Annotated in this window: 20 protein-coding genes and 1 tRNA gene; 15 read left to right on the top strand and 6 right to left on the bottom strand. The window is 64.2% G+C overall.

Going from position 1 to position 23,715, the window contains the following annotated elements; translation table 11 throughout:
* Positions 1 to 32: 32 nt before the first annotated feature.
* The 8 genes from QYC26_RS07240 to QYC26_RS07205 all read left to right on the top strand — a co-directional run bounded on the left by QYC26_RS07240 (position 33) and on the right by QYC26_RS07205 (position 10,106).
* The gene (locus QYC26_RS07240) at positions 33 to 905 is read left to right on the top strand and encodes an S-methyl-5'-thioadenosine phosphorylase (protein ID WP_317514718.1); all 873 of its coding nucleotides are present in this window, start codon (positions 33 to 35) and stop codon (positions 903 to 905) included.
* Complete coding sequence (locus QYC26_RS07235) at positions 902 to 4,441, top strand: hydantoinase B/oxoprolinase family protein (protein WP_317514717.1); 3,540 nt, start codon at positions 902 to 904, stop codon at positions 4,439 to 4,441. The genes QYC26_RS07240 and QYC26_RS07235 overlap by 4 nt, the downstream gene beginning before the upstream one ends.
* Positions 4,441 to 5,136 carry a DUF969 domain-containing protein gene (locus QYC26_RS07230; protein ID WP_317515021.1) on the top strand — a complete coding sequence of 232 codons (696 nt, stop codon included), beginning with the start codon at positions 4,441 to 4,443 and terminating at the stop codon, positions 5,134 to 5,136. Before QYC26_RS07235 ends, QYC26_RS07230 begins: the two co-directional genes overlap by 1 nt.
* Positions 5,133 to 6,083: a DUF979 domain-containing protein gene (locus QYC26_RS07225; protein ID WP_317514716.1), complete on the top strand. Its 951-nt coding sequence runs from the start codon at positions 5,133 to 5,135 to the stop codon at positions 6,081 to 6,083. The genes QYC26_RS07230 and QYC26_RS07225 overlap by 4 nt, the downstream gene beginning before the upstream one ends.
* The gene (locus tag QYC26_RS07220) at positions 6,083 to 7,090 is read left to right on the top strand and encodes a DUF2891 domain-containing protein (protein WP_317514715.1); all 1,008 of its coding nucleotides are present in this window, start codon (positions 6,083 to 6,085) and stop codon (positions 7,088 to 7,090) included. Before QYC26_RS07225 ends, QYC26_RS07220 begins: the two co-directional genes overlap by 1 nt.
* Positions 7,087 to 7,719, top strand: coding sequence for a maleylacetoacetate isomerase (maiA, locus tag QYC26_RS07215; protein ID WP_317514714.1), 633 nt, complete (start codon positions 7,087 to 7,089; stop codon positions 7,717 to 7,719). Before QYC26_RS07220 ends, maiA begins: the two co-directional genes overlap by 4 nt.
* A gap of 118 nt (positions 7,720 to 7,837) precedes the next feature.
* Positions 7,838 to 9,397: an FAD-dependent oxidoreductase gene (locus QYC26_RS07210; RefSeq protein ID WP_317514713.1), complete on the top strand. Its 1,560-nt coding sequence runs from the start codon at positions 7,838 to 7,840 to the stop codon at positions 9,395 to 9,397.
* Between the two features lie 112 nt (positions 9,398 to 9,509).
* A complete protein-coding gene (locus tag QYC26_RS07205; RefSeq protein WP_317514712.1) occupies positions 9,510 to 10,106 on the top strand; it encodes a PadR family transcriptional regulator in 597 nt (198 codons plus the stop codon).
* 85 nt (positions 10,107 to 10,191) lie between these two features.
* On the opposite strand, the gene lepA is transcribed toward QYC26_RS07205, so the two are convergent.
* A complete protein-coding gene (gene lepA / locus QYC26_RS07200; RefSeq protein ID WP_317514711.1) occupies positions 10,192 to 11,997 on the bottom strand; it encodes a translation elongation factor 4 in 1,806 nt (601 codons plus the stop codon).
* A 293-nt stretch (positions 11,998 to 12,290) separates the two neighbouring features.
* Between lepA and QYC26_RS07195 the strand changes: the two genes are divergently transcribed.
* The 4 genes from QYC26_RS07195 to QYC26_RS07180 all read left to right on the top strand — a co-directional run bounded on the left by QYC26_RS07195 (position 12,291) and on the right by QYC26_RS07180 (position 15,322).
* Complete coding sequence (locus QYC26_RS07195; protein WP_317515020.1) at positions 12,291 to 13,016, top strand: CsgG/HfaB family protein; 726 nt, start codon at positions 12,291 to 12,293, stop codon at positions 13,014 to 13,016.
* Between the two features lie 153 nt (positions 13,017 to 13,169).
* Positions 13,170 to 14,468 carry an FAD-dependent oxidoreductase gene (locus tag QYC26_RS07190; RefSeq protein ID WP_317514710.1) on the top strand — a complete coding sequence of 433 codons (1,299 nt, stop codon included), beginning with the start codon at positions 13,170 to 13,172 and terminating at the stop codon, positions 14,466 to 14,468.
* A gap of 82 nt (positions 14,469 to 14,550) precedes the next feature.
* Positions 14,551 to 14,627 (top strand) — tRNA-Pro (locus QYC26_RS07185).
* Positions 14,628 to 14,755: 128 nt separating this feature from the next.
* Entirely contained in the window at positions 14,756 to 15,322 is a 567-nt protein-coding gene (locus QYC26_RS07180; RefSeq protein WP_317514709.1) for a hypothetical protein, read from the top strand.
* 24 nt (positions 15,323 to 15,346) lie between these two features.
* Here QYC26_RS07180 and QYC26_RS07175 read toward each other — a convergent pair whose 3' ends face one another.
* Complete coding sequence (locus QYC26_RS07175; RefSeq protein ID WP_317514708.1) at positions 15,347 to 16,078, bottom strand: TetR/AcrR family transcriptional regulator; 732 nt, start codon at positions 16,076 to 16,078, stop codon at positions 15,347 to 15,349.
* A 97-nt stretch (positions 16,079 to 16,175) separates the two neighbouring features.
* Here QYC26_RS07175 and QYC26_RS07170 point away from each other — a divergent pair, with 97 nt between their 5' ends.
* The 3 genes from QYC26_RS07170 (at position 16,176) to QYC26_RS07160 (ending at position 19,769) form a co-directional block, all read left to right on the top strand.
* Positions 16,176 to 17,696, top strand: a complete 1,521-nt coding sequence (locus QYC26_RS07170) for an NAD(P)/FAD-dependent oxidoreductase (RefSeq protein ID WP_317514707.1) — start codon at positions 16,176 to 16,178, stop codon at positions 17,694 to 17,696.
* A gap of 17 nt (positions 17,697 to 17,713) precedes the next feature.
* Positions 17,714 to 18,157, top strand: a complete 444-nt coding sequence (locus QYC26_RS07165; RefSeq protein WP_317514706.1) for a lipocalin-like domain-containing protein — start codon at positions 17,714 to 17,716, stop codon at positions 18,155 to 18,157.
* 64 nt (positions 18,158 to 18,221) lie between these two features.
* Complete coding sequence (locus tag QYC26_RS07160; RefSeq protein WP_317514705.1) at positions 18,222 to 19,769, top strand: CHAD domain-containing protein; 1,548 nt, start codon at positions 18,222 to 18,224, stop codon at positions 19,767 to 19,769.
* Between the two features lie 9 nt (positions 19,770 to 19,778).
* Here the strand turns inward: QYC26_RS07160 and QYC26_RS07155 are convergent, their stop codons facing one another.
* From QYC26_RS07155 to QYC26_RS07140, 4 genes are all read right to left on the bottom strand, one after another.
* On the bottom strand, positions 19,779 to 20,771 hold the full coding sequence (locus QYC26_RS07155) for a retroviral-like aspartic protease family protein (protein ID WP_317514704.1): 993 nt from the start codon (positions 20,769 to 20,771) through the stop codon (positions 19,779 to 19,781).
* Positions 20,772 to 21,077: 306 nt separating this feature from the next.
* Complete coding sequence (gene pgmG, locus QYC26_RS07150; RefSeq protein WP_317514703.1) at positions 21,078 to 22,460, bottom strand: phosphoglucomutase/phosphomannomutase PgmG; 1,383 nt, start codon at positions 22,458 to 22,460, stop codon at positions 21,078 to 21,080.
* 23 nt (positions 22,461 to 22,483) lie between these two features.
* Positions 22,484 to 22,765 (bottom strand): DnaJ domain-containing protein, encoded by a 282-nt coding sequence (locus QYC26_RS07145; RefSeq protein WP_411197635.1) that lies wholly within the window; start codon positions 22,763 to 22,765, stop codon positions 22,484 to 22,486.
* Positions 22,765 to 23,550 carry a division plane positioning ATPase MipZ gene (locus QYC26_RS07140; RefSeq protein WP_317514702.1) on the bottom strand — a complete coding sequence of 262 codons (786 nt, stop codon included), beginning with the start codon at positions 23,548 to 23,550 and terminating at the stop codon, positions 22,765 to 22,767. The genes QYC26_RS07145 and QYC26_RS07140 overlap by 1 nt, the downstream gene beginning before the upstream one ends.
* Positions 23,551 to 23,715: the final 165 nt, after the last annotated feature.

Raw genomic sequence — 23,715 nt, 5'->3', positions numbered from 1 at the left:
TGCTGCCGAACTTTTCAGGGGGTAGCGTCAGTATGAGCGAGTGGGTGATCGGCGTAATCGGCGGGTCGGGACTTTACGATATCGACGGGTTCGAGGACGCCGAATGGGTGAACGTCGACAGCCCATGGGGTCAGCCCTCGGACGCGCTGCGCATCGGCCGGATCGCGGGTGTGAAATTCGTTTTCCTGCCGCGCCACGGACGCGGCCACAGGCTGGCGCCGAGCGACCTCAACGCGCGCGCCAATATCGATGCGCTGAAACGCGCGGGCTGCACCGACATCATCTCGCTGTCTGCCATCGGATCGCTTCAGGAACATCTGCCGCCGGGCAAGTTCGTCGTCGTCGACCAGTTCATCGACCGCACCTTTGCACGGCGCAAGAGCTTTTTCGGCACCGGGCTGGTCGCGCATGTCTCGGTGGCCGATCCGGTCTGCCCGCGCCTGTCGACGATGCTGTCCGACGCCGGACGCAAGGCGGGGGCTGATATCCATGACGGCGGCACCTATCTGGCGATGGAAGGGCCGCAATTTTCGACCCGCGCCGAAAGCCTGATGTACCGCAGCTGGGGCTGCGACGTGATCGGCATGACCGCGATGCCCGAGGCAAAGCTCGCCCGCGAGGCCGAAATGCCGTTCGCGCTCGTTGGCATGGTCACCGATTATGATTGCTGGCGTGACGGGGAGGATCATGTCGAGGTGGACGCGGTGATCGCGCAGCTGCGCGCAAACGGCGATGCCGCCAAGCGCCTTGTGCGCGAATTCGCGCAGAGCCTGCCCGCCACGCGTGCGGCCTCGCCGATCGATACCGTGCTCGACGTTGCGCTGATGACCGCGCCCGAAAAGCGCGATCCGGCGCTGCTTGCCAAGCTGGACGCGATCACCGCGCGCGTGCTGGCGCGTCCGTGAGCAACTGGGCCTTCTCGATCGATCGCGGCGGTACGTTCACCGATATTGTCGCGCGTCGCTCCGACGGCGCGCTCGTCACCGCCAAGCTGCTTTCGGACAATCCCGAAAGCTATGACGATGCGGCGGTGGCGGGCATCCGCCGGCTGATGGCGACGCATGGCGACGGAGCCATTGAAAGCGTCAAGATGGGCACCACCGTAGCCACCAACGCGCTGCTCGAGCGCAAGGGCGAACGCGTGCTGCTGGCGATCACGCGCGGCTTTGGCGATGCGCTGCGCATCGGCCATCAGGCGCGGCCCAATATCTTTGCGCGCAACATCATCCTGCCTGAACCGCTGTATGAACGCGTGGTCGAGATTGACGAGCGCGTGACCGCCGAGGGCAAGACGCTGGCCCCGCTCGACGCGGAGGGTGCCCGCGCCGCTTTTGTCGAAGCCTTTGCCGACGGGTTTCGCGCGATCGCGATCGTGCTGATCCATGGCTGGCGCTGGAGTGCGCATGAGGCGCGGCTGGCGGAAATCGCGCGCGCAGTGGGGTTCACCCAGATTTCGGTGAGCCATGAGGTCGGCCCGCTGATCAAGCTGGTCGGACGCGGCGATACCAGCGTGGTCGACGCCTATCTTTCCCCGGTGCTGCGCCGTTATGTCGACAAGGTGGTGGCCGCGCTGGGGCAGGACACAAGGCTGCTCTTCATGCAGTCGAACGGCGGGCTGATCGACGCCGCGCGCTTCCAGGGCAAGGATGCGATCCTGTCGGGCCCGGCGGGTGGGATTGTCGGCATGGTGAAGACGGCGGCCGAGGCGGGGTGCGACCGGATCATCGGGTTCGACATGGGCGGCACCTCCACCGATGTGTCGCATTATGCGGGCGAATATGAGCGGACCGGCGAAACCATGGTGGCCGGGGTGCGCGTGCGTGCGCCGATGCTAGAGATCCATACGGTTGCGGCGGGCGGCGGATCGATCTGCGCGTTCGATGGCCAGCGCCTGCGCGTAGGCCCGGAATCGGCGGGCGCGGTGCCGGGACCGGCCTGTTACCGGCGCGGCGGGCCGCTGACGGTAACCGATTGCAATGTGCTGCTCGGCAAGATCCGCGCCGCGCATTTCCCAGCGGTGTTCGGACCCGATGGTGATCAGCCGATCGATGTGGAGCGCGTGCGCGTCCAGTTCGAAGCGCTGGCGGGCGAGATCTCCGCCGCGACGGGCATGCCGATGACGCCCGAGGAAGTGGCGCGCGGCTTCCTGCGCATTGCGGTCGAGAGTATGGCCAATGCGATCAAGCAGATATCGGTGGCGCGCGGACATGATGTGTCGCGTTACACGCTTGCCTGTTTCGGTGGGGCGGGCGGGCAGCATGCCTGTCTCGTCGCCGATGCGCTGGGCATGGAGCGGGTGATGATCCATCCGCTGGCGGGGGTGCTTTCCGCCTATGGCATGGGGCTGGCCGATGTGCGCGTGCTGCGCGAGGAAAGCGCCGGGGTGGCGCTGGCGGGCGATCTGTCGCGCATCGAGGCGCTGGCGGATGATGCCCGCGCCGCGCTCGACGCGCAGCAACTGCCCTTTGCCGAGGTCGAGATGATCGCGCGCGCGGGCCTGCGCTATGCGGGGAGCGACACGGTGATCGAAGTGGCGCTGGATACGGCACCCTTGATGCGCGCCGATTTCGAGGCTCGGCACCGCCAGCGTTTCGGCTTTGCGTTGCCCGAAACCGGGATCGTCGTCGACAAGCTGATCGCCGAGGCCGTGGGGCGCCCTGCCGATGCCGGGGCTGCGCTGCGGGCGCCCGAGCAGGGGGCAAAGGCCGAGATCGAACCGGGCGTGTACGACCGCGCCGCGCTGGCGAAGGGACAGGTGATCACGGGCCCCGCGCTCATCATCGATCCGTCGGCGACGACGATGGTCGAGCCTGGCTGGCAGGCGATGGTCGATCCGATCGGCAACCTCATCCTCACCCGCGCGGTGCCGCGCGAAAGCGCGCCCGCTATCGGCACCAGCGTCGATCCGGTGATGCTCGAGATCTTCAATAACCTGTTCATGGCGATCGCCGAGGAAATGGGGATCGCGCTTCAGAACACGGCAAGTTCGGTCAACATCAAGGAGCGGCTCGATTTCTCGTGCGCACTGTTCGATCGGGACGGCGCGCTCATCGCCAATGCGCCGCATATCCCGGTGCATCTGGGATCGATGGGGGACAGCATCCGCACAATTATCGCGGCGCGGGGCGATGCGCGCGACGGGCGCGGGATGCATCCCGGCGACGCTTATGTGCTGAACGCGCCCTATCGCGGCGGCACGCACCTGCCCGATATCACCGTCATCATGCCGGTGTTCCTGACCGGGGCGGGCGAGCCCGATGCCTTTGTTGCTGCGCGCGGCCATCATGCCGATATCGGCGGGATCGCGCCCGGATCGATGCCGCCGAACAGTCGCAGCGTCGACGAGGAAGGTGTGCTGATCGACAATATGCTGCTCGTCGATCGCGGCGCCTTTCTGGAAACCGAGATGCGCGCGTTGCTGGCGACGGGGGCGTGGCCAGCGCGCAACCCGGATCGCAATATCGAGGATCTGAAGGCGCAGGTGGCCGCCTGCGCACGCGGCAGCGCCGAACTGGCGCGGATCGCGGGTGACTATGGGGCGGGGGTGATCCACGCCTATATGCGCCATGTCATCGCCAGTGCAGAGGAAGCGGTGCGCCGTCTGATCGCGGGGCTGTCCGACGGCGCGGCGCGGATCGAGATGGATAATGGCGCGGTGATCGCGACGCAGATCACGGTCGACCGCGAAGCGCGCTCCGCCCGGATCGACTTCACGGGGACGAGCGCGCAGCTCCCCGACAATTTCAATGCGCCCTATTCGATCTGCCGCGCGGCGACGCTGTATGTGTTCCGCACGCTGATCGACGATCCGATCCCGATGAACGACGGCTGCCTGCGCCCCATCGAACTGGTCGTGCCCGAAGGATCGATGCTCAACCCGCGCTACCCGGCAGCGGTGGTCGCGGGCAATGTCGAGACGAGCCAGGCGATCACCGACGCGCTCTTTGCCGCGACGGGCGCGCTCGCCGGATCGCAGGGGACGATGAACAACTTCACCTTCGGCAACGAGGCATATCAATATTATGAGACCATCGCGGGGGGCGCTGGCGCCGGCCCCGGTTTTGATGGCGCCAGCGCGGTGCAGACGCACATGACCAATAGCCGGCTGACCGACGCCGAAATCCTCGAAACGCGCTTTCCGGTGCTGGTCGATCGGTTTGCGATCCGGCGCGGTTCGGGTGGGGCGGGGGCCGCGAAGGGCGGCGACGGCGTGGTACGGGCGATCCGTTTCCGCGACGCGATGCGCGCGGGCATCCTCTCCAACCGGCGCAGCACCGCCCCAAAAGGGCTGAACGGCGGCGGCGATGGCCACCCCGGCATCAACCGCGTGGTGCGGGCCGATGGGCGCGAGGAATTCCTGCCGGCAACCGCCTCGGCCGAGATGGCGCCGGGCGATAGCTTCATCATCGAAACACCGGGCGGCGGGGGCTACGGCGCATGATGCATTATCTGCCGCTTATCGGGATATTGATCGTCGTCATCGGCTTTGTGCTGCGGTTCAATCCGCTGCTTGTTGTGACCGTGGCGGCGCTGGCCACCGGGCTTGCCGCCGGGCTCGACCTGCCCAGCGTGATCGAGGCGCTGGGGCGCGCGTTCAACGACAATCGCTATGTCTCGATCATCTGGATCGTGTTGCCGGTGATCGGGTTGCTCGAGCGTTACGGCCTGCAGCAGCGTGCGCGTGCGCTCATCGCCGGGCTGAAGGGGGCGACGACCGGGCGGCTGCTCTTCTTCTATTTCGCGATCCGGCAGGGGCTCGCCGCGCTGGGGCTCACCTCGGTCGCCGGGCATGCGCAGACGGTGCGGCCGTTCGTTGCCCCGATGGCGGAGGCTGCGGCCGAGGCGCAGACTGGGGCACTGGACGATGAGACCCGCGAAAAGGTGAAGGCGCATGCCGCCGCCGCCGACAATATCGGGCTGTTCTTTGGCGAGGATATCTTCATCGCCATCGCCTCGATCCTGCTGATCAAGGGCACGCTGGAAACCTATGGGATCGAACTGGCGCCGCTCCAGCTTTCGGTTTGGGCGATCCCGACCGCGATCCTCGCCTTCCTGATCCACGGTGCGCGGCTGTTCTGGCTCGATCGGCGGCTGTCGAAAAAGGGGGCGGCGTCCAAAAGGCTGGTGCGTCGATGATCACGCTCACCTGGCTCTATGCGCTGGCCGGCGCGATGTTTGCGGCCTTTGCTGTGCTCAGCGCGCGGGATCGCGGCAATGCGAAACGGCTGGGCAATGCCGCGTTCTGGGGGCTGCTTGCGATCAGCTTTTTCGCCGGTGACCGGCTGGGCGATTTCGGCAATGGCGTGCTGGTGCTTTGCCTTGTCGGCCTTGCCGGTTTCGGGCTGATCGGGCGGGGGGCACCGGAAACGACCTCGCTCGCGGAGCGCAACGCGATGGCCCGTCATCTCGGCAACGGGCTGTTCGTGCCCGCGCTCATCATCCCGGTCGTGGCGCTGGTCGGGACGCTCCTCTACAATTACACGCCCTTCGGCAATTCGGGGATATTCGAGGCCAAATGGGTGACGCTGATACTTCTGGGCCTCGGCGCGCTCGGCGCGCTGATCTTTGCCATAGCGTGGTTGCGGCCGCCCGCGCTTGCCCCGCTTGAGGAAGGGCGCCGCCTCATCGATTCGGTCGGCTGGGCGGCAATCCTGCCGCAGATGCTGGCATCGCTCGGCGTCGTCTTCGCGCTGGGTGGGGTGGGGCAGATCATCGGCGAACTGGCCGAACAGACCCTGCCTGCGGGCAATTTGTTCGCCGCCGTTAGTGTGTATGCGCTTGGCATGGCGCTGTTTACCATGGTGATGGGCAATGCCTTTGCCGCCTTTCCGGTGATGGCGGCGGCGATCGGGGTGCCCGTGTTGATCCAGGGTTTTGGCGGCAACCCGGCCGTGATCGGCGCGGTCGGCATGCTTGCCGGCTTCTGCGGGACGCTGATGACCCCGATGGCGGCCAATTTCAACATCGTTCCCGCCGCGCTCCTTGAGCTGAAGGACCGCAACGGCGTGATCCGCGCGCAACTGGGCACGGCGTTGCCGTTGCTCCTGTGCAATCTTCTCATCATCTATTTTCTGGCGTTCTGATGACCTACAGCCTTACCCCCGAAATCGCTTCCCGCTTCGCGTCAATCGCGCTTGGCCATGTGCGCCGCGAATATCCGCACAAGCTGGATCATGTCATGGACGGGCCGGAGGATGTGCTCGGCCCCAAGGCGCTGCACCCGATATTTTACGGCAGCTTTGACTGGCATAGTTGCGTCCATGGGTACTGGATGCTGCTGCGGCTGCGCCGGCTTTTCCCCGAGATTGCCGAGGCCGCGCAGATCCGCGCACTCGCCGACGAGATGCTCGTCCCGTACAAGGTGGCGGGCGAGCTCGCCTATCTCGACCGCGCCTATACCGGCGGGTTCGAGCGCCCCTATGGCTGGGCATGGCTGCTCGCGCTCCACGGCGAAGCGGCGCGTCACGCGGACGGCGAATGGGCCGAGGCGCTGGAGCCGCTGGCGCGCGCCTTTGCCGATCGCTTCCGCCATTTCCTGCCACGCCAGACCTATCCGATCCGTACCGGCACGCATTACAGCACGGCCTTTGCGCTTGTCCTCGCGCTGGAATGGGCAGAGGCGCACGATGCACCACTGGCCGCGCTGATCCGTGAACGCGCGCAAAGCTATTATGGCGGCGATCGCGGCTGCCCCGGCTGGGAACCGGGGGGTGATGAATTCCTGTCTTCTGCGATGATCGAGGCGTTGTGCATGAAGCGCGTGCTGGACGGTGCCGCGTTTGCCGAATGGTTTGCAGGCTTTTTGCCGGGGCTTGACGAAGGCCAGCCGCAAAGCCTGTTCACCCCCGCCATGGTTTCCGATCGCAGCGATGGCAAGATCGCGCATCTCGACGGGTTCAACCTCAGCCGCGCCTGGTGCTGGCGCGCGATCGCGGCGGATGGCGATCCCTCCTTTGCCGCGCTTGGCGAACGCACCGCCGAGGCGCATCTTGCGGCGAGCCTGCCGCATGTCGCGGGCGATTATATGGGCGAGCATTGGCTGGCGAGCTTCGCGCTGCTCGCACTCACCGGGCATGGAGACGGCACATGATCCGACTGCACGATTATTACCGCTCCTCCGCCAGCTACCGCGTGCGCATTGCGCTCAACCTCAAGGGATTGGCCTTTGAGCGGCACGATATCTCGCTTTTGAAGGGCGAGCAGAAGAGCATCGACAATCTTGCCCGCAATCCGCAGGGCTTTGTGCCGACGCTTGAGATCGATGGCCATAAGCTCACCCAGTCGCTCGCCATCATCGACTATCTCGACGCGCGTCATCCCGAGCCCCCGTTCTTCCCGAAGGACCCTGCTGAGCGTGCCGCGGTGATGGCGCAGGCGCTGGTGATCGGCGCCGATATCCATCCGCTCGGCAATCTGCGCGTGCTCAACTGGCTGCGTGACAATCTCGCGATCGACCAGGAAAAGCGGATCGGCTGGATCCAGCACTGGATTGCCGAGGGTTTTGCCGCGCTGGAACGCATGGCGCAGGGCGCGGGGCGCTTTCTGGGCGGGGACGCGCCCAATGCGGCGGATATCTTCCTTGTCCCCCAAATGTACAATGCCCGCCGGTTCGAACTGCGGCTCGACGATTTTCCCAATCTAGCGCGGATCGACGCCAATTGCTGCGCGCTCGATGCGTTCAACGCGGCGCATCCGGATCATTTCGCCCCGGCCGAATAGGGCTTTCCCCAACACACGCATATCCGCTCAAAAATGGGCGAAGTTCGCAACAATCCCCGTCTTGGCCCTGTGGTGCTTTCCCGCTTCAACGGGGGATGAAGCGAAGGGGATTTGAACGATGACGAACGGGCTGGGCGGGGACAAGTGCGATCTGCTGGTGGTGGGATCGGGCGGCGGGGCGCTGACCGGCGCCTATGCCGCTGCGCGCGAAGGGCTCGACGTTCTCGTGATTGAATCGACCGGCCGGTTCGGCGGCACCACCGCCTATTCGGGCGGCGGGATGTGGTTTCCGGGCAATGCGGTGCTGCGCCGCGCCGGCTGTCCCGATGATCTGGAAACCGCGCGCGGCTATTATCACGCGGTGGTGGGCGACGAGACGCCGCGCGCGCTCCAGAATGCCTATGTCGAAACCGGGCGCGACCTGATCGACTATTTGGAGACCGATCCCGACCTGAAGTTCCAGGTTTTCCCCTGGCCCGATTATTACGGCACGATTCCCGGCGCGTCTGCCGAGGGGCGGCATATCATTCCGCTCGAAATCGGTGCGGCGGCGCTGGGCGATGATCTGCGTCACCGGCTGCGCGCGCCGTTTCCGCTCGAATATGAAGACGCGGAGGCGGTGGTTGCCGAGGATGCCGAACTGAACGGCGGACAGGCGCTGATCGGGCGCCTGCTGATCGCGCTCGACAAGAAGGACAATGTTCGGCTGCTGGCGGATACCGCGCTCGTCTCGCTGATCGAGGAGGATGGCCGCGTGCTCGGCGCGGTGGTCGAAAGCGGCGGCGTGCAGCGCACGGTCATGGCACGGCAGGGGGTGTTGCTTGCGGCGGGTGGGTTCGAACGCAATGACGCGATGCGCGCGGATGCCGGAATCCGCACACCCGCGCGGTGGAGCATGGGCGCGCCCGGCAGCCAGGGCCAGGCGCACCGCGCCGCGATGGCGATCGGCGCGGATAGCGCGCTGATGGGCGAATGCTGGTGGTCCCCCGGGCTGCTCAACCCCGATGGCAGTTCGTCCTTTTTCGTAGGGATCATGGAAGGGCTGATCGTCGATCGACTGGGCAACCGTTTCACCAACGAGGTGCTGCCCTATGACCGGCTCGGTCGCGAGATGCTGGCGAATGTGGAGGGCGAGACCGGCCTGCCGCGTTTCTGGTTAGTCTTTGACGATCGTCAGGGCGGTACGCTTCCGATCGCCGCCGTCACCATTCCGCTCGCCGACCCGGAGGCATATCGTGCGGCGGGCCTCTGGCACAGCGCGCCCGATCTGGCGACGCTGGCCGCGACCATCGACGTGCCTGCAGACGCGCTTGAGGCCTCGGTTGCGCGGTTCAACCAGTTTGCAGCGCAAGGGCATGACGCCGATTTTGCGCGCGGCGAGGAGCCCTATGACCGGTTCTTCGCGCAGAGCGCCGATCCGGCATCGGTTCTGCCTCCGGTCGAAAAAGCGCCCTATCACGCGGTTGCGCTTGGCCTGTCTGATCTGGGGACCAAGGGGGGGCTCGTCACCAATGTCTGGGGGCAGGTGCTGAACCGCACCGGCGATCCGATCCTGGGGCTCTACGCGGCCGGCAACACGATGGCGGCGGTGAGCGGTAAAACCTATCCCGGTGGCGGCAATCCCATCGGGTCGAGCATGGTGTTCGCCTACCGCGCCGTGCAGCACCTGACGGGCTGAGCTTTCGGAGACGTCTATTTTCGACGGTACTAAGATATATCTCAATCGATCTTGCGCTGATGTAATTAAGATATATCTTAGTTGCATCATGAATGAGTCGGAAGAGATGAGAATGTTTGATCGTGCATATATGAAGCGCGGTTCGGGTGGTGGGCATCATGGCCGCCATGCGCACCGTTTCGGTCCCCGAGGCTTTGGGGGCTTTGGCGAGGAGTTCGGGACCAGCCCGGGCCGGGGGCGCGGCGGTGGCCGTCGTCAGCGTGTGTTCGATGGCGGGGAACTACGCTTGGTGCTCCTCAAGCTGATCGAGGAGAATCCTCGCCATGGCTATGATCTGATCCGTGCAATCGAGGAACTGACGGGCGGGGCCTATGCGCCAAGCCCCGGGGTTGTTTATCCGACGCTCACCTTGCTCGGGGAAATGGACCTGATTTGCGAACAGGCCGATGGGGCTCGCAAACGCTTTTCGATTACGGCTGAGGGCAGTGCCCATCTGGCCGAGCACGCCGATGCGGTGGTGCATCTGTTCGCGCGACTGCGCGCATTGGGCGAGATGCGTGAGCGCACCGATTCAGTGCCCGTCCGCCGCGCGATGCAGAACCTGCGTTCGGTGTTGCAGCACCGTTTGGGCGAGGGACTGGACCGGGAGCGTCTGCACGCAGCCGTCGAACTGATCGACGAAGCCGCCCGCAAAATTGAGCGGCTCTGAGCCGGGAACTGCGCGAGCGATTGGTGCGGCATAAGAAAAGGGCGGCCAATGGCCGCCCTTTTTTATCCTTGCGATAAGGCTGAAATCAGCCTTCGTCGCCCATGCGCAGCGCGGCGATGAAGGCTTCCTGCGGAATCTGGACCGAGCCATATTCGCGCATGCGCTTCTTGCCTTCCTTCTGCTTTTCGAGAAGCTTCTTCTTGCGGCTGATGTCGCCGCCATAGCATTTCGCGGTCACGTCCTTGCGCATCGCGGCGATCGTTTCGCGCGCGATCACCTTGCCGCCGATCGCGGCCTGGATCGGAATCTTGAACAGGTGGCGGGGGATCAGGTCCTTCAGCCGCTCGCACATATGGCGGCCGCGCGCTTCGGCGGCCGAACGGTGGACGATCATGCTCAGCGCATCGACCGGCTCGCTGTTCACCAGGATGCTCATCTTGACGAGGTCGCCCTCGCGCGTGCCGATCTGGTGATAGTCGAAGCTCGCATAACCGCGCGAAATCGATTTCAGGCGATCGTAAAAGTCGAACACCACTTCGTTGAGCGGCAGTTCGTAGGTCACCTGCGCGCGGCCACCGACATAAGTCAGGTTCTTCTGGATACCGCGGCGATCCTGGCAGAGCTTGAGGATCGAGCCGAGATATTCGTCGGGGCAGTAGATCACCGCCTCGATCCAGGGTTCCTCGATCAGTTCGATATGGTTGGGGTCGGGCATGTCGGCCGGGTTGTGAAGATGCCTCACGGTCCCGTCCTTCATGTGCATCTCGTAAACCACCGACGGCGCGGTGGTGATGAGATCGAGATCATATTCGCGCGTCAGCCGTTCCTGGATGATCTCCAGGTGGAGCAGGCCGAGAAAGCCGCAGCGGAAGCCGAAGCCGAGCGCCGCCGAGGTTTCCATCTCGAACGAGAAGCTGGCGTCGTTGAGGCGCAGCTTGCTGATCGATTCGCGCAGCTTTTCAAAGTCGTTCGCATCGACCGGGAAGAGGCCGCAGAACACCACGGGCTGGACTTCCTTGAAGCCCGGCAGCGGCTTGGTGGCGCCGTTCTTGACCGTGGTGATCGTGTCGCCGACACGGGTCTGCGCGATTTCCTTGATCTGCGCGGTGATGAAGCCGATCTCGCCGGCGGCGAGTTCGGGCAGCGCTTCGATCTTGGGGCGCATGCAGCCGACGCGGTCGATCAGATGCTCGGTGCCGCCGATCATGAACTTGATCGCCTGGCCCTTCTTGATCACGCCGTTGACGACGCGCACCAGGATGACGACGCCCAGATAGGGGTCGTACCAGCTGTCGACCAGCATCGCTTCCAGCGGGGCATTGCGATCGCCCTTGGGCGGCGGGATCTTGGCGACGATGGCTTCGAGAATGTCGTCGATGCCGATGCCCGATTTGGCGCTGGCGAGCACCGCTTCGGAGGCGTCGAGGCCGATCACCTCCTCGATCTCGGCACGGACCTTTTCCGGCTCGGCGGCGGGCAGATCGATCTTGTTGAGCACGGGCACGATCTCGTGATCATGCTCGATCGACTGGTAGACGTTCGCCAGCGTCTGCGCTTCAACGCCCTGTGCGGCGTCGACGACGAGCAGGGCGCCCTCGCAGGCGGCGAGGCTGCGTGACACTTCATAGGCGAAGTCGACATGCCCCGGCGTGTCCATGAGGTTAAGCTCATAGGTTTCGCCGTTGCGCGCGGTGTAATCGAGGCGCACGGTCTGCGCCTTGATCGTGATGCCGCGTTCCTTCTCGATATCCATATTGTCGAGCACCTGCGCGCTCATTTCGCGGTCGGTGAGGCCCCCGGTGCGCTGGATCAGCCGATCGGCAAGCGTCGACTTGCCGTGATCGATATGCGCGATGATCGAGAAATTACGGATATGGGACAGGTCGGTCACGTTTTCGGGCTTTCTGGAATTTCAGCGCCCGATAGCATCGCCGTCGCCCGATGTCAGCATCAAGAGCGCATGACCATAGTTTATGGGGCTTTTAACTAATTTTGATTAGTTCGAAAGTGCTTAACGGGGCTTGCATATTCCGGCGTACAGTGCAAGTCGGAACGAAATAAGGTCGTATTCTGGTTGTTATCGCTGGGAACGCCCGCATTGCGTCTTCCCAGCTCATTGGGAGGAGTAAATACGTGTTCCGGAAACTCACTTCAGCCGCGCTTGCCGCGTCCGTCTGCCTGACCATGGCGACGCCCGCGATGGCACAGAGCAAGAAGGATTCGTCCGCGCGCCAGGCACAGACCAAGGGCACGACCGAAATTCCCCGCTGCACGCGTAAGCTCGGCACCGTCGCGATCGTCGAACCCGACAATCAGTGGTGGCGCGAGTTCAACCTCGGCAGCCCCGAAGCGATCCTCAAGGTGTTCGTCCAGCAATCGGGCTGCTTCACGATCGTCAATCGCGGTCGTTCGATGATGAGCCGCAACATGGAACGCGCCATGGCGGATTCGGGCGAGCTTCAGGCCGGTTCGAACCTCGGCAAGGGCCAGGTGAAGGCTGCGGATTATTTCCTTGAGCCCGACATCGTTTCGTCGAACCGCAATTCGGGCGGCAATTCGCTTGGCGGCATCGCGGGCGGACTGCTCGGCCGTTCGTTCCTGGGTGCGGTTGCCGGCGGTATCAGCATCAAGAAGAAGGAAGCGAACGTCACGCTTTCCGTCGTCAACGCCCGCACCACCGAGGAAGAGGCGCTGGTCGAAGGTTATTCGCGCAAGTCCGACCTCAGCTTTGGCGGCGGTGCCGGCGGCGGCTGGTGGAGCGGCTTCGGCGCGGCCGGCGGTGGCGGCTATCAGAACACCGAAATCGGTCAGGTGATCGTGCTTGCCTATCTCGACGCCTATACCAAGCTGGTGACGCAGATGGGCGGTCTGCCCGCCAATGCGGCGGCAGCGGCACCCAAGGCGAAGTAACGCGCCGGGGGCAGCGCCCCACGGCATAAAAACGAAGGGGTGGGCACCGAGAGGTGTCCGCCCCTTTTGCGTCAGGCACTTCCCTCACCACGCCCCCTTGCATGGGCAAATGGGCGCGCTACCATCGCGGTATAACGATGGAGAGGATACCGTATGCGGCATATCGCGGTTATCGGTTCCGGGCCGGCGGGATATTACACCGCCGAGGCGTGCCAAAAGGCATTTCACGACGACGTCCGTGTCGACATCATCGATCGCCTGCCCGTTCCCTATGGTCTCATCCGGTTCGGCGTTGCGCCCGACCATCAATCGATCAAGGCGGTATCCAAGCGCTACGAAATGGTCGCGCTGTCGGATAATGTCCGCTTTGTCGGCAATGTCGCGGTGGGGCGCGATATCTCCATCGCCGAACTTCAATCGCTTTACGACGCGGTGGTGATCGCCACTGGCGCCCCGCGCGACCGCGCGCTCGATATTCCCGGCGCCGCGCTTCCGGGCGTGATTGGCTCGGCGGCCTTTGTCGGGTGGTATAACGGCCATCCCGAATTCGCCGATCTTGCGCCGCCGCTCTCGCATACGGGGGCGGTGGTGATCGGGCATGGCAACGTCGCGCTCGACGTCGCGCGCATCCTGTCCAAGACACCGCACGAATTCGAGGGATCGGACATTGCCGATCATGCGTTGCGTGTGCTGTCGGCATCGCAGGTGCGCCGCATCGCGCTGGTCGGGCGTCGCGGCCCCTATCAGATCGCGATGACGCCCAAGGAACTGGGCGAGCTCGGCCATCTCGAACATGCCGCGCCCTATGTCGATCCCGACGATCTGCCGCCCGTGGCGGGCGACGCCGCGCTGGAGGCCGGCTTGCGCAAGTCGGTCGGCCATCTGCGCCAGTTCGCCGCGATGACCACCAAGCGGCCCGTGACCGTGGAATTCGACTTTTTCTCCAAGCCCGTGGCGATCGAGGGGAAGGACAAGGTCGAACGGCTGATCGTCGAGCGCACCGTGCTCGATTCGAATCAGGTCGCGCATGGCACCGGCGAAACCTATGCGATCGATTGCGGGCTGATCGTCAGTTGCATCGGCTATACGACGCCGCCGATCGAGGGCGTGCCCTATGACGATGCGCTTGGTCGCTTTGCCAATGTCGACGGACGCATCGCACCCGGCCTCTACGCGGTCGGCTGGGCGCGGCGCGGGCCGACGGGCACGATCGGTACCAACCGCCCCGATGGTTACATGATCGCTGAAACGATCGCCGCCGACATCGCCGGTGATTCGGGCAAACAGGGGCGTCCCGCGCTCGATTCGCTGCTCGCCGAACGCGGGGTGGAGATCGTCACCTTCCGCGACTGGCAGAAGATCGAGGCCGCTGAAATCGCCCGTGCGCAGGGCGAAAGCCCCAGAAAGAAGTTCACGCACATCGATGAAATGATCGCCGCATTAAATAGATGAAGACTGGGGTTGTGCACTCGATTTTCGCTGTTATAAGCCGCGCCTGCCTTACCGCTCACGTCGCAGGCGTGAACGGATCGGTCGGGGAGTAGCTCAGCCTGGTAGAGCACTGTCTTCGGGAGGCAGGGGCCGGAGGTTCGAATCCTCTCTCCCCGACCACTTTAATTTATCATGCGGAAATCATTGGATAATCAATCGCCTCCCGCAAGGGGGCGATGGTGTTTGCGTGTATGCAATGGGTACGACGTCACGGTTGCGTAGGCGTTTCCGTAGTAGGGATGTGAAATATGGGTGGTCTCCTATTAGGGCTTCTGCTGTTAGCGGCAGCACCTGAAGGGAAAGCTGCTGCTCCATGCCCCCGTCAGCCCTTGCCGCATGCTGTCGATTCCATCGGGCCACCGCCCGTCAACCATGCCTTCAACATGATCGAATTTTCGGCAAAGCCAAGCCTTGGGCTTTCAGCATGGGTTGTGCGGATTACGCAGGAAACACCCAAAGGGGCGGCCATGGTGGAGGCAGTGCGCCTCACGGTGCGCATGGACTGCAATATCTATGATGACGATGGGCGCATCACCGGAATATTGAGCCCGGAACAATTCGCCCGGTTCGCCGCGATCATCGAGCCGTTCGTTCGCCCGCCCTTGGGTTCCCTCCCATTGCGAGAACCACGAGGTCCATGGGAGTCCCCTGTTGATGGAACGGCAATCGTTCTCCGTCTAACCACTCGGGAATGGCAGGTGACACGGCACCGCAATGCGGCGGAGAAAGAGGGGCGCGCGATCTTTGAAGCGGTGGACCATTTCCTGATCGAAAACGCGCCCGCAGCGAGAATGAAGAATTTCCTGCCGAATTAATGCTGACGCGCGCCGATCGGCCTATCACCCCTCGATCCGGTCGAGCACCTGCCGGATCAGATCGTCGGACAGGCCGATGCCCCGGCCGCAAAAGAACACCGCCTTGCGCACCAGCGTCTGGCCGGTTTCGGAATAGGGGGAGAGCGGCGGGTCGGCGAGGTGCGAGGACAGCATCATCGAGCCCATATGCTCGGTGAAGCAATATACCTCCTGCACCGAAATCGGCTCACCGCGCAGCGCGCCGCTTGCCCGCGCTTCTTCAAGCGCCTGTTCGAGCGCGCGGCCATTCACCCGCAGGCCGCGCCGATACATCAGCCGGGCATAGCTGCCGTCACCCGCGATGCTTGAAAACAGGATTCGGTGCGCGTTCACATCCTGCCCGTGATGGCGCGCGAGGACGCAGCCGCTGAAATAGCTGTGGAACAGCAGGACGAGCGCGGTTGCACCGTCGATATCCGCGCTGAGCTCGGGGCTCCGCACCGCAAGCGCCTCGGTCATCCGGTCCTGATCGCGGATCAGCTTGCGCAGCACCGCGCGGAACAGCGCCTCCTTCGACGGAAAATGTTCGTAGAGCAGCGCGGGGGAGACGCGGGCGGCGTCGGCGATCTGCTTGGTCGTGGCACGTTCGAAGCCGTGTTCGGCGAAAACATCCGCCGCCGCAGCCACGATCACGCGGTTGCGCTCGCTATGGGACAGGCGCTTTTTCGGCATTTTCAACTCAGGCATCCGGACCGGAAGGAAATCGTGAGCGCCCATAGCATCCTCTTGCGCACATACATAATTCCGACATAACTGAATGCTCAGTCAGTTCATTTGACCGGGCGCAAATTGCCCGGGCAGGCAGGGGATCGGAATGGGACGGGACATTCGCGTTGTTGTGATCGGTGCGGGGATGGCGGGCATACTCGCCGCCATCAAGTTGAATCAGAGCGGATTTCGCAACTTCATCGTCTATGAAAAGGCCGATCGAGTTGGCGGCACCTGGCGCGAGAATAGCTATCCCGGGCTGACCTGCGACGTCCCTTCACATTCCTACACTTATTCGTTCGAACCCAATCCGAACTGGAGCCACCTGTTGCCGCCGGGGCCGGAAATCCAGGCCTATTTCGAGGGCGTGGCGCAGAAATACGGCGTCGAGCCCTTTTTCGCGTTCAACGAAGAGATCGTGCGCTGCGCCTTTGAGGGCGGACGCTGGCATATCGAGACCGCCAGCGGCACGCGTGACGCCGCCGATATCGTTATCGCGGCGACGGGGGTGCTGCACCATCCCAATTACCCCTCCATTCCCGGGCTCGACAGCTTTGCGGGCGATTGCTTCCACAGCGCGCGCTGGGATCATGCGGTGCCGCTGGATGGGCAGCGGATCGGCGTGATCGGCACTGGATCGACCGGGGTGCAGATCGTATCCGCGCTGGCGGGGCGCGCGGGCAAGCTCAGCCATTTCCAGCGCACGCCGCAATGGGTGATGCCCACGGTCAACATGGCCTTTACCGACGAGCAGAAGGCGGCGTTTCGCGAACAGCCGATGCTGCTGCGTGCGGTGCAGAATGATCCCGGTTATCTCGAGATTGCGTGGAACTGGACCGAAGCGGTGGTCGACCAGAATTCCGCTATGATCGACCAGTTCGAGGCGGCGGGCCGCGCCTATCTGGAAGAGACGGTGCAGGATCCGGTGCTGCGCGAAAAGCTGCGCCCCGCGGGGCGCGCGGGATGCAAGCGGCTTGTTCAGTCGGGCGAATATTATCAGGCGATCCAGCATCCCAATGCCGCGCTGGTCGACGCGCCGATCGAACGGGTTGAGCCGACCGGCGTGCGGACGGCGGACGGCGTGCTCCACGAACTCGATCTGCTGGTTCTGGCGACGGGGTTTCGCACCGATCAGTTCCTGCGCCCGATGAACGTGACGGGCCGGGACGGGGTTGCGCTGGACGATGCCTGGGCGAAGCGGCCAAGCGCCTATATGGCGATCTCGATCCCCGAATTCCCCAATCTTTTCATGCTGAACGGCCCGACCGCGCCGGTGGGCAATTTCGCGCTCATCGACGTGGCCGAGCGGCAATGGGCCTATATCGCGCATTTCATCGACCTGATCGCGAGCGGTCGGGTGACCGAGGTGAGCGCCAAGCCCGGGGCGTTCGATCGCTACGAGGCCGATCGCATCGCCGCCGCGCGCAACACCATCTGGGGATCGGGCTGCCAGAGCTGGTATCTCGACAGCGAGGGCGTGCCCTCGGCTTGGCCGTGGAGCTACCGCCATTTCGCCTCGGAAATGGCGACCCCGCGGTTCGACGCCTATGACATGCGCACCCCCGAAATGGCGAACGCCAATGGCCAAACCGCTGCGGCGGCGCAGCAGCCTGTTCCGGCCGAATGATGCGAAAGGACAGCGTGATGACGGCAGCGGACGAAACGCGTCTGGTAGGTACCTGGCACCTCCTGTCCTATGCGCTGGAGGATGGTGATGGAACGCTGCTCCATCCACTGAGCGAAAGGCCGGTGGGGCAGATCATCTATGACGGCGTCGGCAACATGTCGGCGCATCTGCTCAACCCCGATCCACCCGCACGGCCCGAGGTGGGCGACGGCGCGAGCTATGAGGCGCGCATCTCCTACGACCGGTACACCAGCTATTTCGGCCCTTATGACGTCGATACCGAAGCGCATACGGTGAGCCATCACCTCGTAGGCGCGCTGATGCCGGGTTGGGCAGGAACCACAGTCGTCCGCCAATATGCGTTTGAGGGCGATGATGTGCTGATCCTCTCGGCCGACACCGGTAGGGCGGGGCAGCGGGCGGTGCTGCGTTGGCAGAGGGCAAAGCGTCCGGCAGGATAGCCCGGTTTCCCGATCGCCGCTTTTGCCGCATTGTTGCGCATCGGTACGGAAATCGGAGAGTGCGATGAGCGATTCGCTCGCGGTTGAGGCGAACGATTCGACAAGCGATCTGGCGCAGGAAATCGAGATCAAGCTCGTGGGCGCGATCGAGCCTTTGCTGCGCCATCCGCTGCTGGCCGGAAAGGACACATGTCGGCGGCTTGAGGCGCGCTATTTCGATACGGCGGACTGGCGGCTGAGCGGTTCGGGCGCCTCGCTGCGCATCCGCGCGACGGGTGGCCGATTCGAGCAGACGCTGAAGGCCGCGGATGCCCCGGGCGCGGTGGTGCGCAGCGAATGGAATGTGACAGCGGCAGGCGAGGCACCCACGCCCGGTGCCTTTCCGAAAGATGCGCAGGCGCGGCTGGCGGCACTTCTGGAAGACGGCGCGTTGGTCCAGTTCGCGACCGTCAAAACCGACCGCACCGTGCGCCAAGTCAGTTGGCAGGATGCCGAGATCGAATTGGCGTTCGACAATGTACTGATCGAGGCGGGGAGCCGGAGCGGCGCCTTTGCCGAGATGGAACTGGAACTGAAGCGCGGCACGCTCGCCGATCTGATCGCGCTGGTGCAGGTGCTGCCGTTGGGCCCTGAACTGCAATGGTCGCTCGTTACCAAGGCGCAGCGCGCGGTGTCGCTGGCATCGGGGCTGCGGACCAAGGCGCTCAAGGCGCCGCCCGTTTCGTTGCCGCCGGGGACGACCGCCGAGCAGGGTTTCCAAAGGATCGCGTGGAGCTGCCTTGCGCATCTGATCGCCAATTACCGGCTGGTTGCCGATGCGGGTGATGCCGAGGCGCTGCATCAATGCCGCGTGGCGCTACGGCGCCTGCGTGCGGCGCTATCGCTTTTTCGCCTGCTGGTGGCCGATGACCGGTTCGAGGCGCTGCGTCGCGCGTTGCGCGACACGGCGTCGGTTCTGGGCCCCGCGCGCGAGCTTGATGTGCTGGCGGCCGCAGTGGAGCGGCATGGGGAGGACGACCTGCCGGTGGATCGGCTTCAGGCTTTGGCGGAGGCGATCGAAAAGGCGCGTGTCCGCGCCTATGACAAGGCCGCGCAGCTGCTTTCCGGCGCCGATTTCCAGCAATTGCTCTTTGCAACCGCGCATTGGATCGAGGCGGGGGCGTGGCGTGAAGCCGCGCCGGCAGAGCTGCGGACCATGCCGGTCGAACGCTTCGGTGCCGACATTCTCCGCCGCCGTCGCCGCAAATTGCGCAAGGCCGCGCGGCATCTGGCGGACATGGAGGTCGCCGAACGGCACCGGCTGCGGATCCAGGTGAAAAAGCTGCGCTATGCCACCGATTTTCTGGTCGACATCGCGCGTTCGGATGGCAAGGCGCTACGCCGCACGGCGTTTTCGGATGCCCTGTCGACCCTGCAGGACAAACTCGGCGCGCTCAACGACATGAATGTCGATTATGGCGCGCATCTGCCGGGGCTCGATTCCCCGCCGATGCACGATCTCTTGCAGCAACTGCTCGCCGGGCAGCGCAAGTCGGAGAAGAAGCTGCTCGACGCGGCTGTCCGGGCGGCGGCACAGGCGATGACGGTGCGGCGTTTCTGGCCCAAGGACTGACGCGGGGGCTTAGTGCCCGGACTTGCGCAGCGCCGCCAGCATCATGTCGTGATCGCGGTCGGCGCCCGTTGGCAACAGGAAGCGTACCTTACGGTTGGCGAAATCCACCGCCACCCGGTCGAACGCCTTGAGCCCGTTCATCCCGAGCATCAGCGCGGGCTTGTTGGTGAGCCCGAACTTGGCGAAGGGGTGCGCATCGACAAAGGCGATGGGCATGTCGGTCATCGTCACGCCGCCGATCTTGATCTTGTCGATCCTGGTATAGTCCGCGATCAGGCGGCCACCTGTCACGCTGATCACCTCTACCTGTGGGGGCGGGGTGCGGGGTTTCTTGCCAAGGATCTTGCGGCGCAGTGCGCTGTTGCCGATGCTGATCTGCGATCCGGTATCGATGATCACCGCGATCCGGTGGCCGTTTGCCTCGGCATCTGCAAGGATCAGCTGGCCGAACTTGCTCTTGGCAGTCACCACGATCTCGTCGGGATCGAGCCGCTCTCTTTTCGCCGAGGCCGGGCGGATCGTCATCGTCTGCTGCCGGAAATCGAGCAGGAGCTGGTTGTTGCGCAGGCTGTCTATCCCGAGGAGCCCGGTGGCCCCCAGGTCGCTGCGGGCGAGCGCGGGTGCGCGGATGTTGTGGACCGAACCTGCGCTGATCCCCAACACCGGGATCATCACGGTATCAACCGCGCTGGTGCCCGTCATGCTGTGGAGTTGCGCCTGGCCGCTCGGTGCCAGACGTAATTCGCGCGCGAGTTCGCGTGAGATGACGGTACGTTCGGCCCCGGTATCGACGACGAAGGGATAGGGGCCCTGGCCGCCGATCTCGACGGGCACGGTCATCCGTTCGTAATTATCCTCGCCATATTGGAGGCTGTGGCCCGTATCGGCGCTGTCAGCTGCAGGGGCGGGCGCAGCGGCGCCTTGCGGTAACGATTGGGCGCTAAGCGTGGTGGCCAGCGCCAGCCCGGCAAGCAGTGTCCAGTGGAACGACATGCGTGGCATCGAAACCCTCTCCCAAGGGTGTGTCCTCGAAGATTATGCCTCATCCCGGCTGGCGGCAAGCGTTTCGGAGGGCGGGACGCAGCCTGTGGTTGGTAACATGCCGTCTGCAGGCGAGAGTCCTTGGAAATGGAACGATCTGCGCAGGGCAAAAAAAAGCCGCCCCGAAAGGCGGCTGGGAAAGTTTTAGGAGAGGATGCCTAAAAGGCACCCCTCATATGTTGCATTGCTTACAATTGTGCAAGTGCGAAAAACGGCGCCGCGTTGCAAAAATTGCATCTTAATTGCAATTCATTCGCAATCGCATAGTTAGTGACCTGCCTGCGGACCGCGTTCGAGACCGGACAGTGCCAGCTGTTCGTCGATCTGGCCCAGCAGGCGATCGAGCCCGGCTTCGTCACGGGCTTCCGCGCGCGCCACGAGCACATCCTGCGTGTTCGATGCGCGCAGCAACCACCAGCCATCCTCGGTGTTTACGCGCGCGCCGTCGATATCGTTGACATCCGCGCCGTCAGCCTTGAGCCGCCCGAGAACCTCGTCGACCACCGCGAACTTGCGGGTTTCATCGACCTGGAACCGCATCTCGGGCGTGTTGATCATATCGGGCATGGCGTCCTTGATCTCGGTCAAGGATTGGCCCGACATACGCACTGCGCTCATCAACCGCACCGCAGCATAGATGGCGTCGTCAAAGCCATAATAGTCCCAGGCAAAGAAGATGTGGCCACTCATCTCACCGCCCAGCGGGGAATCGACCTGCTTCATCTTCGCCTTGATCAGGCTGTGGCCAGTCTTCCACATCAGCGGCTCGCCGCCCAGTTCGGCGACGCGGTCATAGAGCGCCTGGCTGGTCTTCACATCGGCGATGATCGTGCCGCCGGGCACGGCTTTCAGAACCGGTTCGGCAAGAATGCCCAGCAGCTGATCGCCCCAGATCACGCGGCCTTCGCCGTCGATCGCGCCGATCCGATCGCCATCACCGTCGAAAGCCACGCCGAAATCGAGCTTTTCGCGCGCGACGAGCGCCTTGAGGTCGGCGAGGTTCTTTTCCTCGGTGGGGTCGGGATGATGGTTGGGGAAATTCGGGTCGACATCGGTGAACAGCAGATGGTGCTCACCCGGGAGCAGCTTGACGAGCTTCTCGATCACCGGGCCGGCGGCGCCGTTGCCCGCGTCCCAGCCGATGCGGAACGCGCCGCCGGCATAGCCCGCGAGCAGGCGGCCGACATAATCGTCCATGATATCGGCGTCGGTGACGGTGCCCGTACCCTCGGTCCAGTCGCCTTCGGCGGCCATGGCGCCGATCTTCTGGATGTCCGCCCCGTAAAAGGGCGCGTGCTGAAGCACCATCTTGAAGCCGTTATAATCGGGGGGGTTGTGGCTGCCGGTTATCTGGATGCCGCCATCCACCTCCAGCACCGCTTCGGCGTAATAGAGCATCGGCGTGGGACCGAGGCCGACGCGCACCACGTCGACGCCCCCTTCGGTCAGCCCCTTGACCAGCGCGCTCTCAAGCCGAGGCGAGGATTCGCGCCCGTCATACCCGACCGCGACGCGCGTGCCGCCGGCCTGGCGGACCAGCGTGGCGAAGCTGCGCCCGATCGCATAGGCATCTGCCTCTTCCAACGTGGACCCGACGATGCCGCGGATGTCATATTCGCGCAGCGTAGTAGGGTGGAAATTATGGCTCATCAAAAGCTCCGTAGTCCTGTCGATTAGGATCGCGTCTCGCGATGCCCCCCATGAACGCCCGATTTGAGCAAGAGGTCACGCGCCATGTTTATTTTTTGCGCCAGTTCTTCGCTGCCGCCGCTGTCCGGGTGCACGCGCGCGATGAGCCGACGATGCGCGGCGCGGATCGCCTCGGCATCGGCGCCCGGATCGACCCCGAGCAGGCGGCGCGCCTCGTTCGGGGTCATCGCGCTGCGTTCGCTGCGTCCGCGCCACCAGAAATAGAGGATGGCGCCGATCGCGGCGATCAGGATCAGCTTGGCCATCAGGCGGCGTTCGCGGCCGCCTCGGGCAGCGCCAGCCCCGAAATCATCTCGCGCAGTTCCTGGCGCGCGGCGATATGGCTGATGCCGAGTTCGCCGAGCTGCTGGAGGTCGAGCAACGTGATTCCCTTGGGGAAAAGCTCGCGGTAGATCACGCGCTCGCCCAGCCCCGGGATCACGCGGAAGCCGACGCGCTTGGAAAGCTCGCCCAACGCATCGCCGACGCGGCGCATGTTGCGCGCTTCGAGATGCTGGAGGCGGTTGCGCAGCACCACCCAGTCGACGGTGCCGCCATCGGTCTTCGCCCGCGCCTTGCGCGCGTCCCACACCACTTCGGCATAAAAGCTCGGCCGCTTGACCTTGTAGGTTTCCGGATCGACCTGCCCGATCAGGTCGAGGTCGATAAAGCTGTCGTTGAGCGGGGTGACGAGCGTATCTGCACGGCCGGCCGCCGCGCGCGCCAGATCATCGTCGCGCCCCGGCGTATCGATCACGAGAAATTCGACATCGCGGGTGAGCATTTCGAGTTTTTCCTCGAACGTCTCCGTCCGCCCGTCATTCACCACCGCGAATTCGGGCGATGCCAGCTCGACGCCGCGCCGCTTTGCGGTCTCGCGGCGGTTCTCCAGATAGCGCGCGAGCGTTTTCTGCCGACCGTCCAGATCGAGCGCGGCGACGCGGCGGCCCGCCTGCGCCAGACCGATCGCGGTATGGACCGCAGTCGTCGATTTGCCGCTGCCGCCCTTTTCGTTCGCGAATACGATCAGATGTACCCCGTTGATCGCCATTAGTGCATTCGCCCCTTTTAAAGCCCGTGCCTTCCCCCTAGAGCATCCCTCGGAATTTTCCGTTACCGGGTTTTACACCGGGATTGCTCTACCGTTATACAGAGCCTCATATCCCCTGCCGTTACGGCGTTGCGGGCATGGGTTCTGTTGAGCACTTCCCGGCCA

The organism is Sphingomonas sp. C3-2 (assembly GCF_033025475.1).
Classification (GTDB): Bacteria; Pseudomonadota; Alphaproteobacteria; order Sphingomonadales; family Sphingomonadaceae; genus Sphingobium_A.
The sequence above is the reverse complement of the archived record's forward strand: the minus strand, read 5'-3'. Positions and strand labels throughout refer to the sequence as shown.

Excerpts from the sequence above, each read along its gene's own strand:
- QYC26_RS07240 (WP_317514718.1), top strand. The coding sequence starts at position 33 with ATGAGCGAGTGGGTGATCGGCGTAATCGGCGGGTCGGGACTTTACGAT.
- QYC26_RS07230 (WP_317515021.1), top strand. The coding sequence starts at position 4,441 with ATGCATTATCTGCCGCTTATCGGGATATTGATCGTCGTCATCGGCTTT.
- QYC26_RS07225 (WP_317514716.1), top strand. The coding sequence starts at position 5,133 with ATGATCACGCTCACCTGGCTCTATGCGCTGGCCGGCGCGATGTTTGCG.
- QYC26_RS07220 (WP_317514715.1), top strand. The coding sequence starts at position 6,083 with ATGACCTACAGCCTTACCCCCGAAATCGCTTCCCGCTTCGCGTCAATC.
- maiA (WP_317514714.1), top strand. The coding sequence starts at position 7,087 with ATGATCCGACTGCACGATTATTACCGCTCCTCCGCCAGCTACCGCGTG.
- QYC26_RS07210 (WP_317514713.1), top strand. The coding sequence starts at position 7,838 with ATGACGAACGGGCTGGGCGGGGACAAGTGCGATCTGCTGGTGGTGGGA.
- QYC26_RS07205 (WP_317514712.1), top strand. The coding sequence starts at position 9,510 with ATGTTTGATCGTGCATATATGAAGCGCGGTTCGGGTGGTGGGCATCAT.
- QYC26_RS07195 (WP_317515020.1), top strand. The coding sequence starts at position 12,291 with ATGGCGACGCCCGCGATGGCACAGAGCAAGAAGGATTCGTCCGCGCGC.
- QYC26_RS07190 (WP_317514710.1), top strand. The coding sequence starts at position 13,170 with ATGCGGCATATCGCGGTTATCGGTTCCGGGCCGGCGGGATATTACACC.
- QYC26_RS07180 (WP_317514709.1), top strand. The coding sequence starts at position 14,756 with ATGGGTGGTCTCCTATTAGGGCTTCTGCTGTTAGCGGCAGCACCTGAA.
- QYC26_RS07175 (WP_317514708.1), bottom strand. The coding sequence starts at position 16,078 with ATGGGCGCTCACGATTTCCTTCCGGTCCGGATGCCTGAGTTGAAAATG.
- QYC26_RS07170 (WP_317514707.1), top strand. The coding sequence starts at position 16,176 with ATGGGACGGGACATTCGCGTTGTTGTGATCGGTGCGGGGATGGCGGGC.
- QYC26_RS07165 (WP_317514706.1), top strand. The coding sequence starts at position 17,714 with ATGACGGCAGCGGACGAAACGCGTCTGGTAGGTACCTGGCACCTCCTG.
- QYC26_RS07160 (WP_317514705.1), top strand. The coding sequence starts at position 18,222 with ATGAGCGATTCGCTCGCGGTTGAGGCGAACGATTCGACAAGCGATCTG.
- QYC26_RS07155 (WP_317514704.1), bottom strand. The coding sequence starts at position 20,771 with ATGCCACGCATGTCGTTCCACTGGACACTGCTTGCCGGGCTGGCGCTG.
- pgmG (WP_317514703.1), bottom strand. The coding sequence starts at position 22,460 with ATGAGCCATAATTTCCACCCTACTACGCTGCGCGAATATGACATCCGC.
- QYC26_RS07145 (WP_411197635.1), bottom strand. The coding sequence starts at position 22,765 with ATGGCCAAGCTGATCCTGATCGCCGCGATCGGCGCCATCCTCTATTTC.
- QYC26_RS07140 (WP_317514702.1), bottom strand. The coding sequence starts at position 23,550 with ATGGCGATCAACGGGGTACATCTGATCGTATTCGCGAACGAAAAGGGC.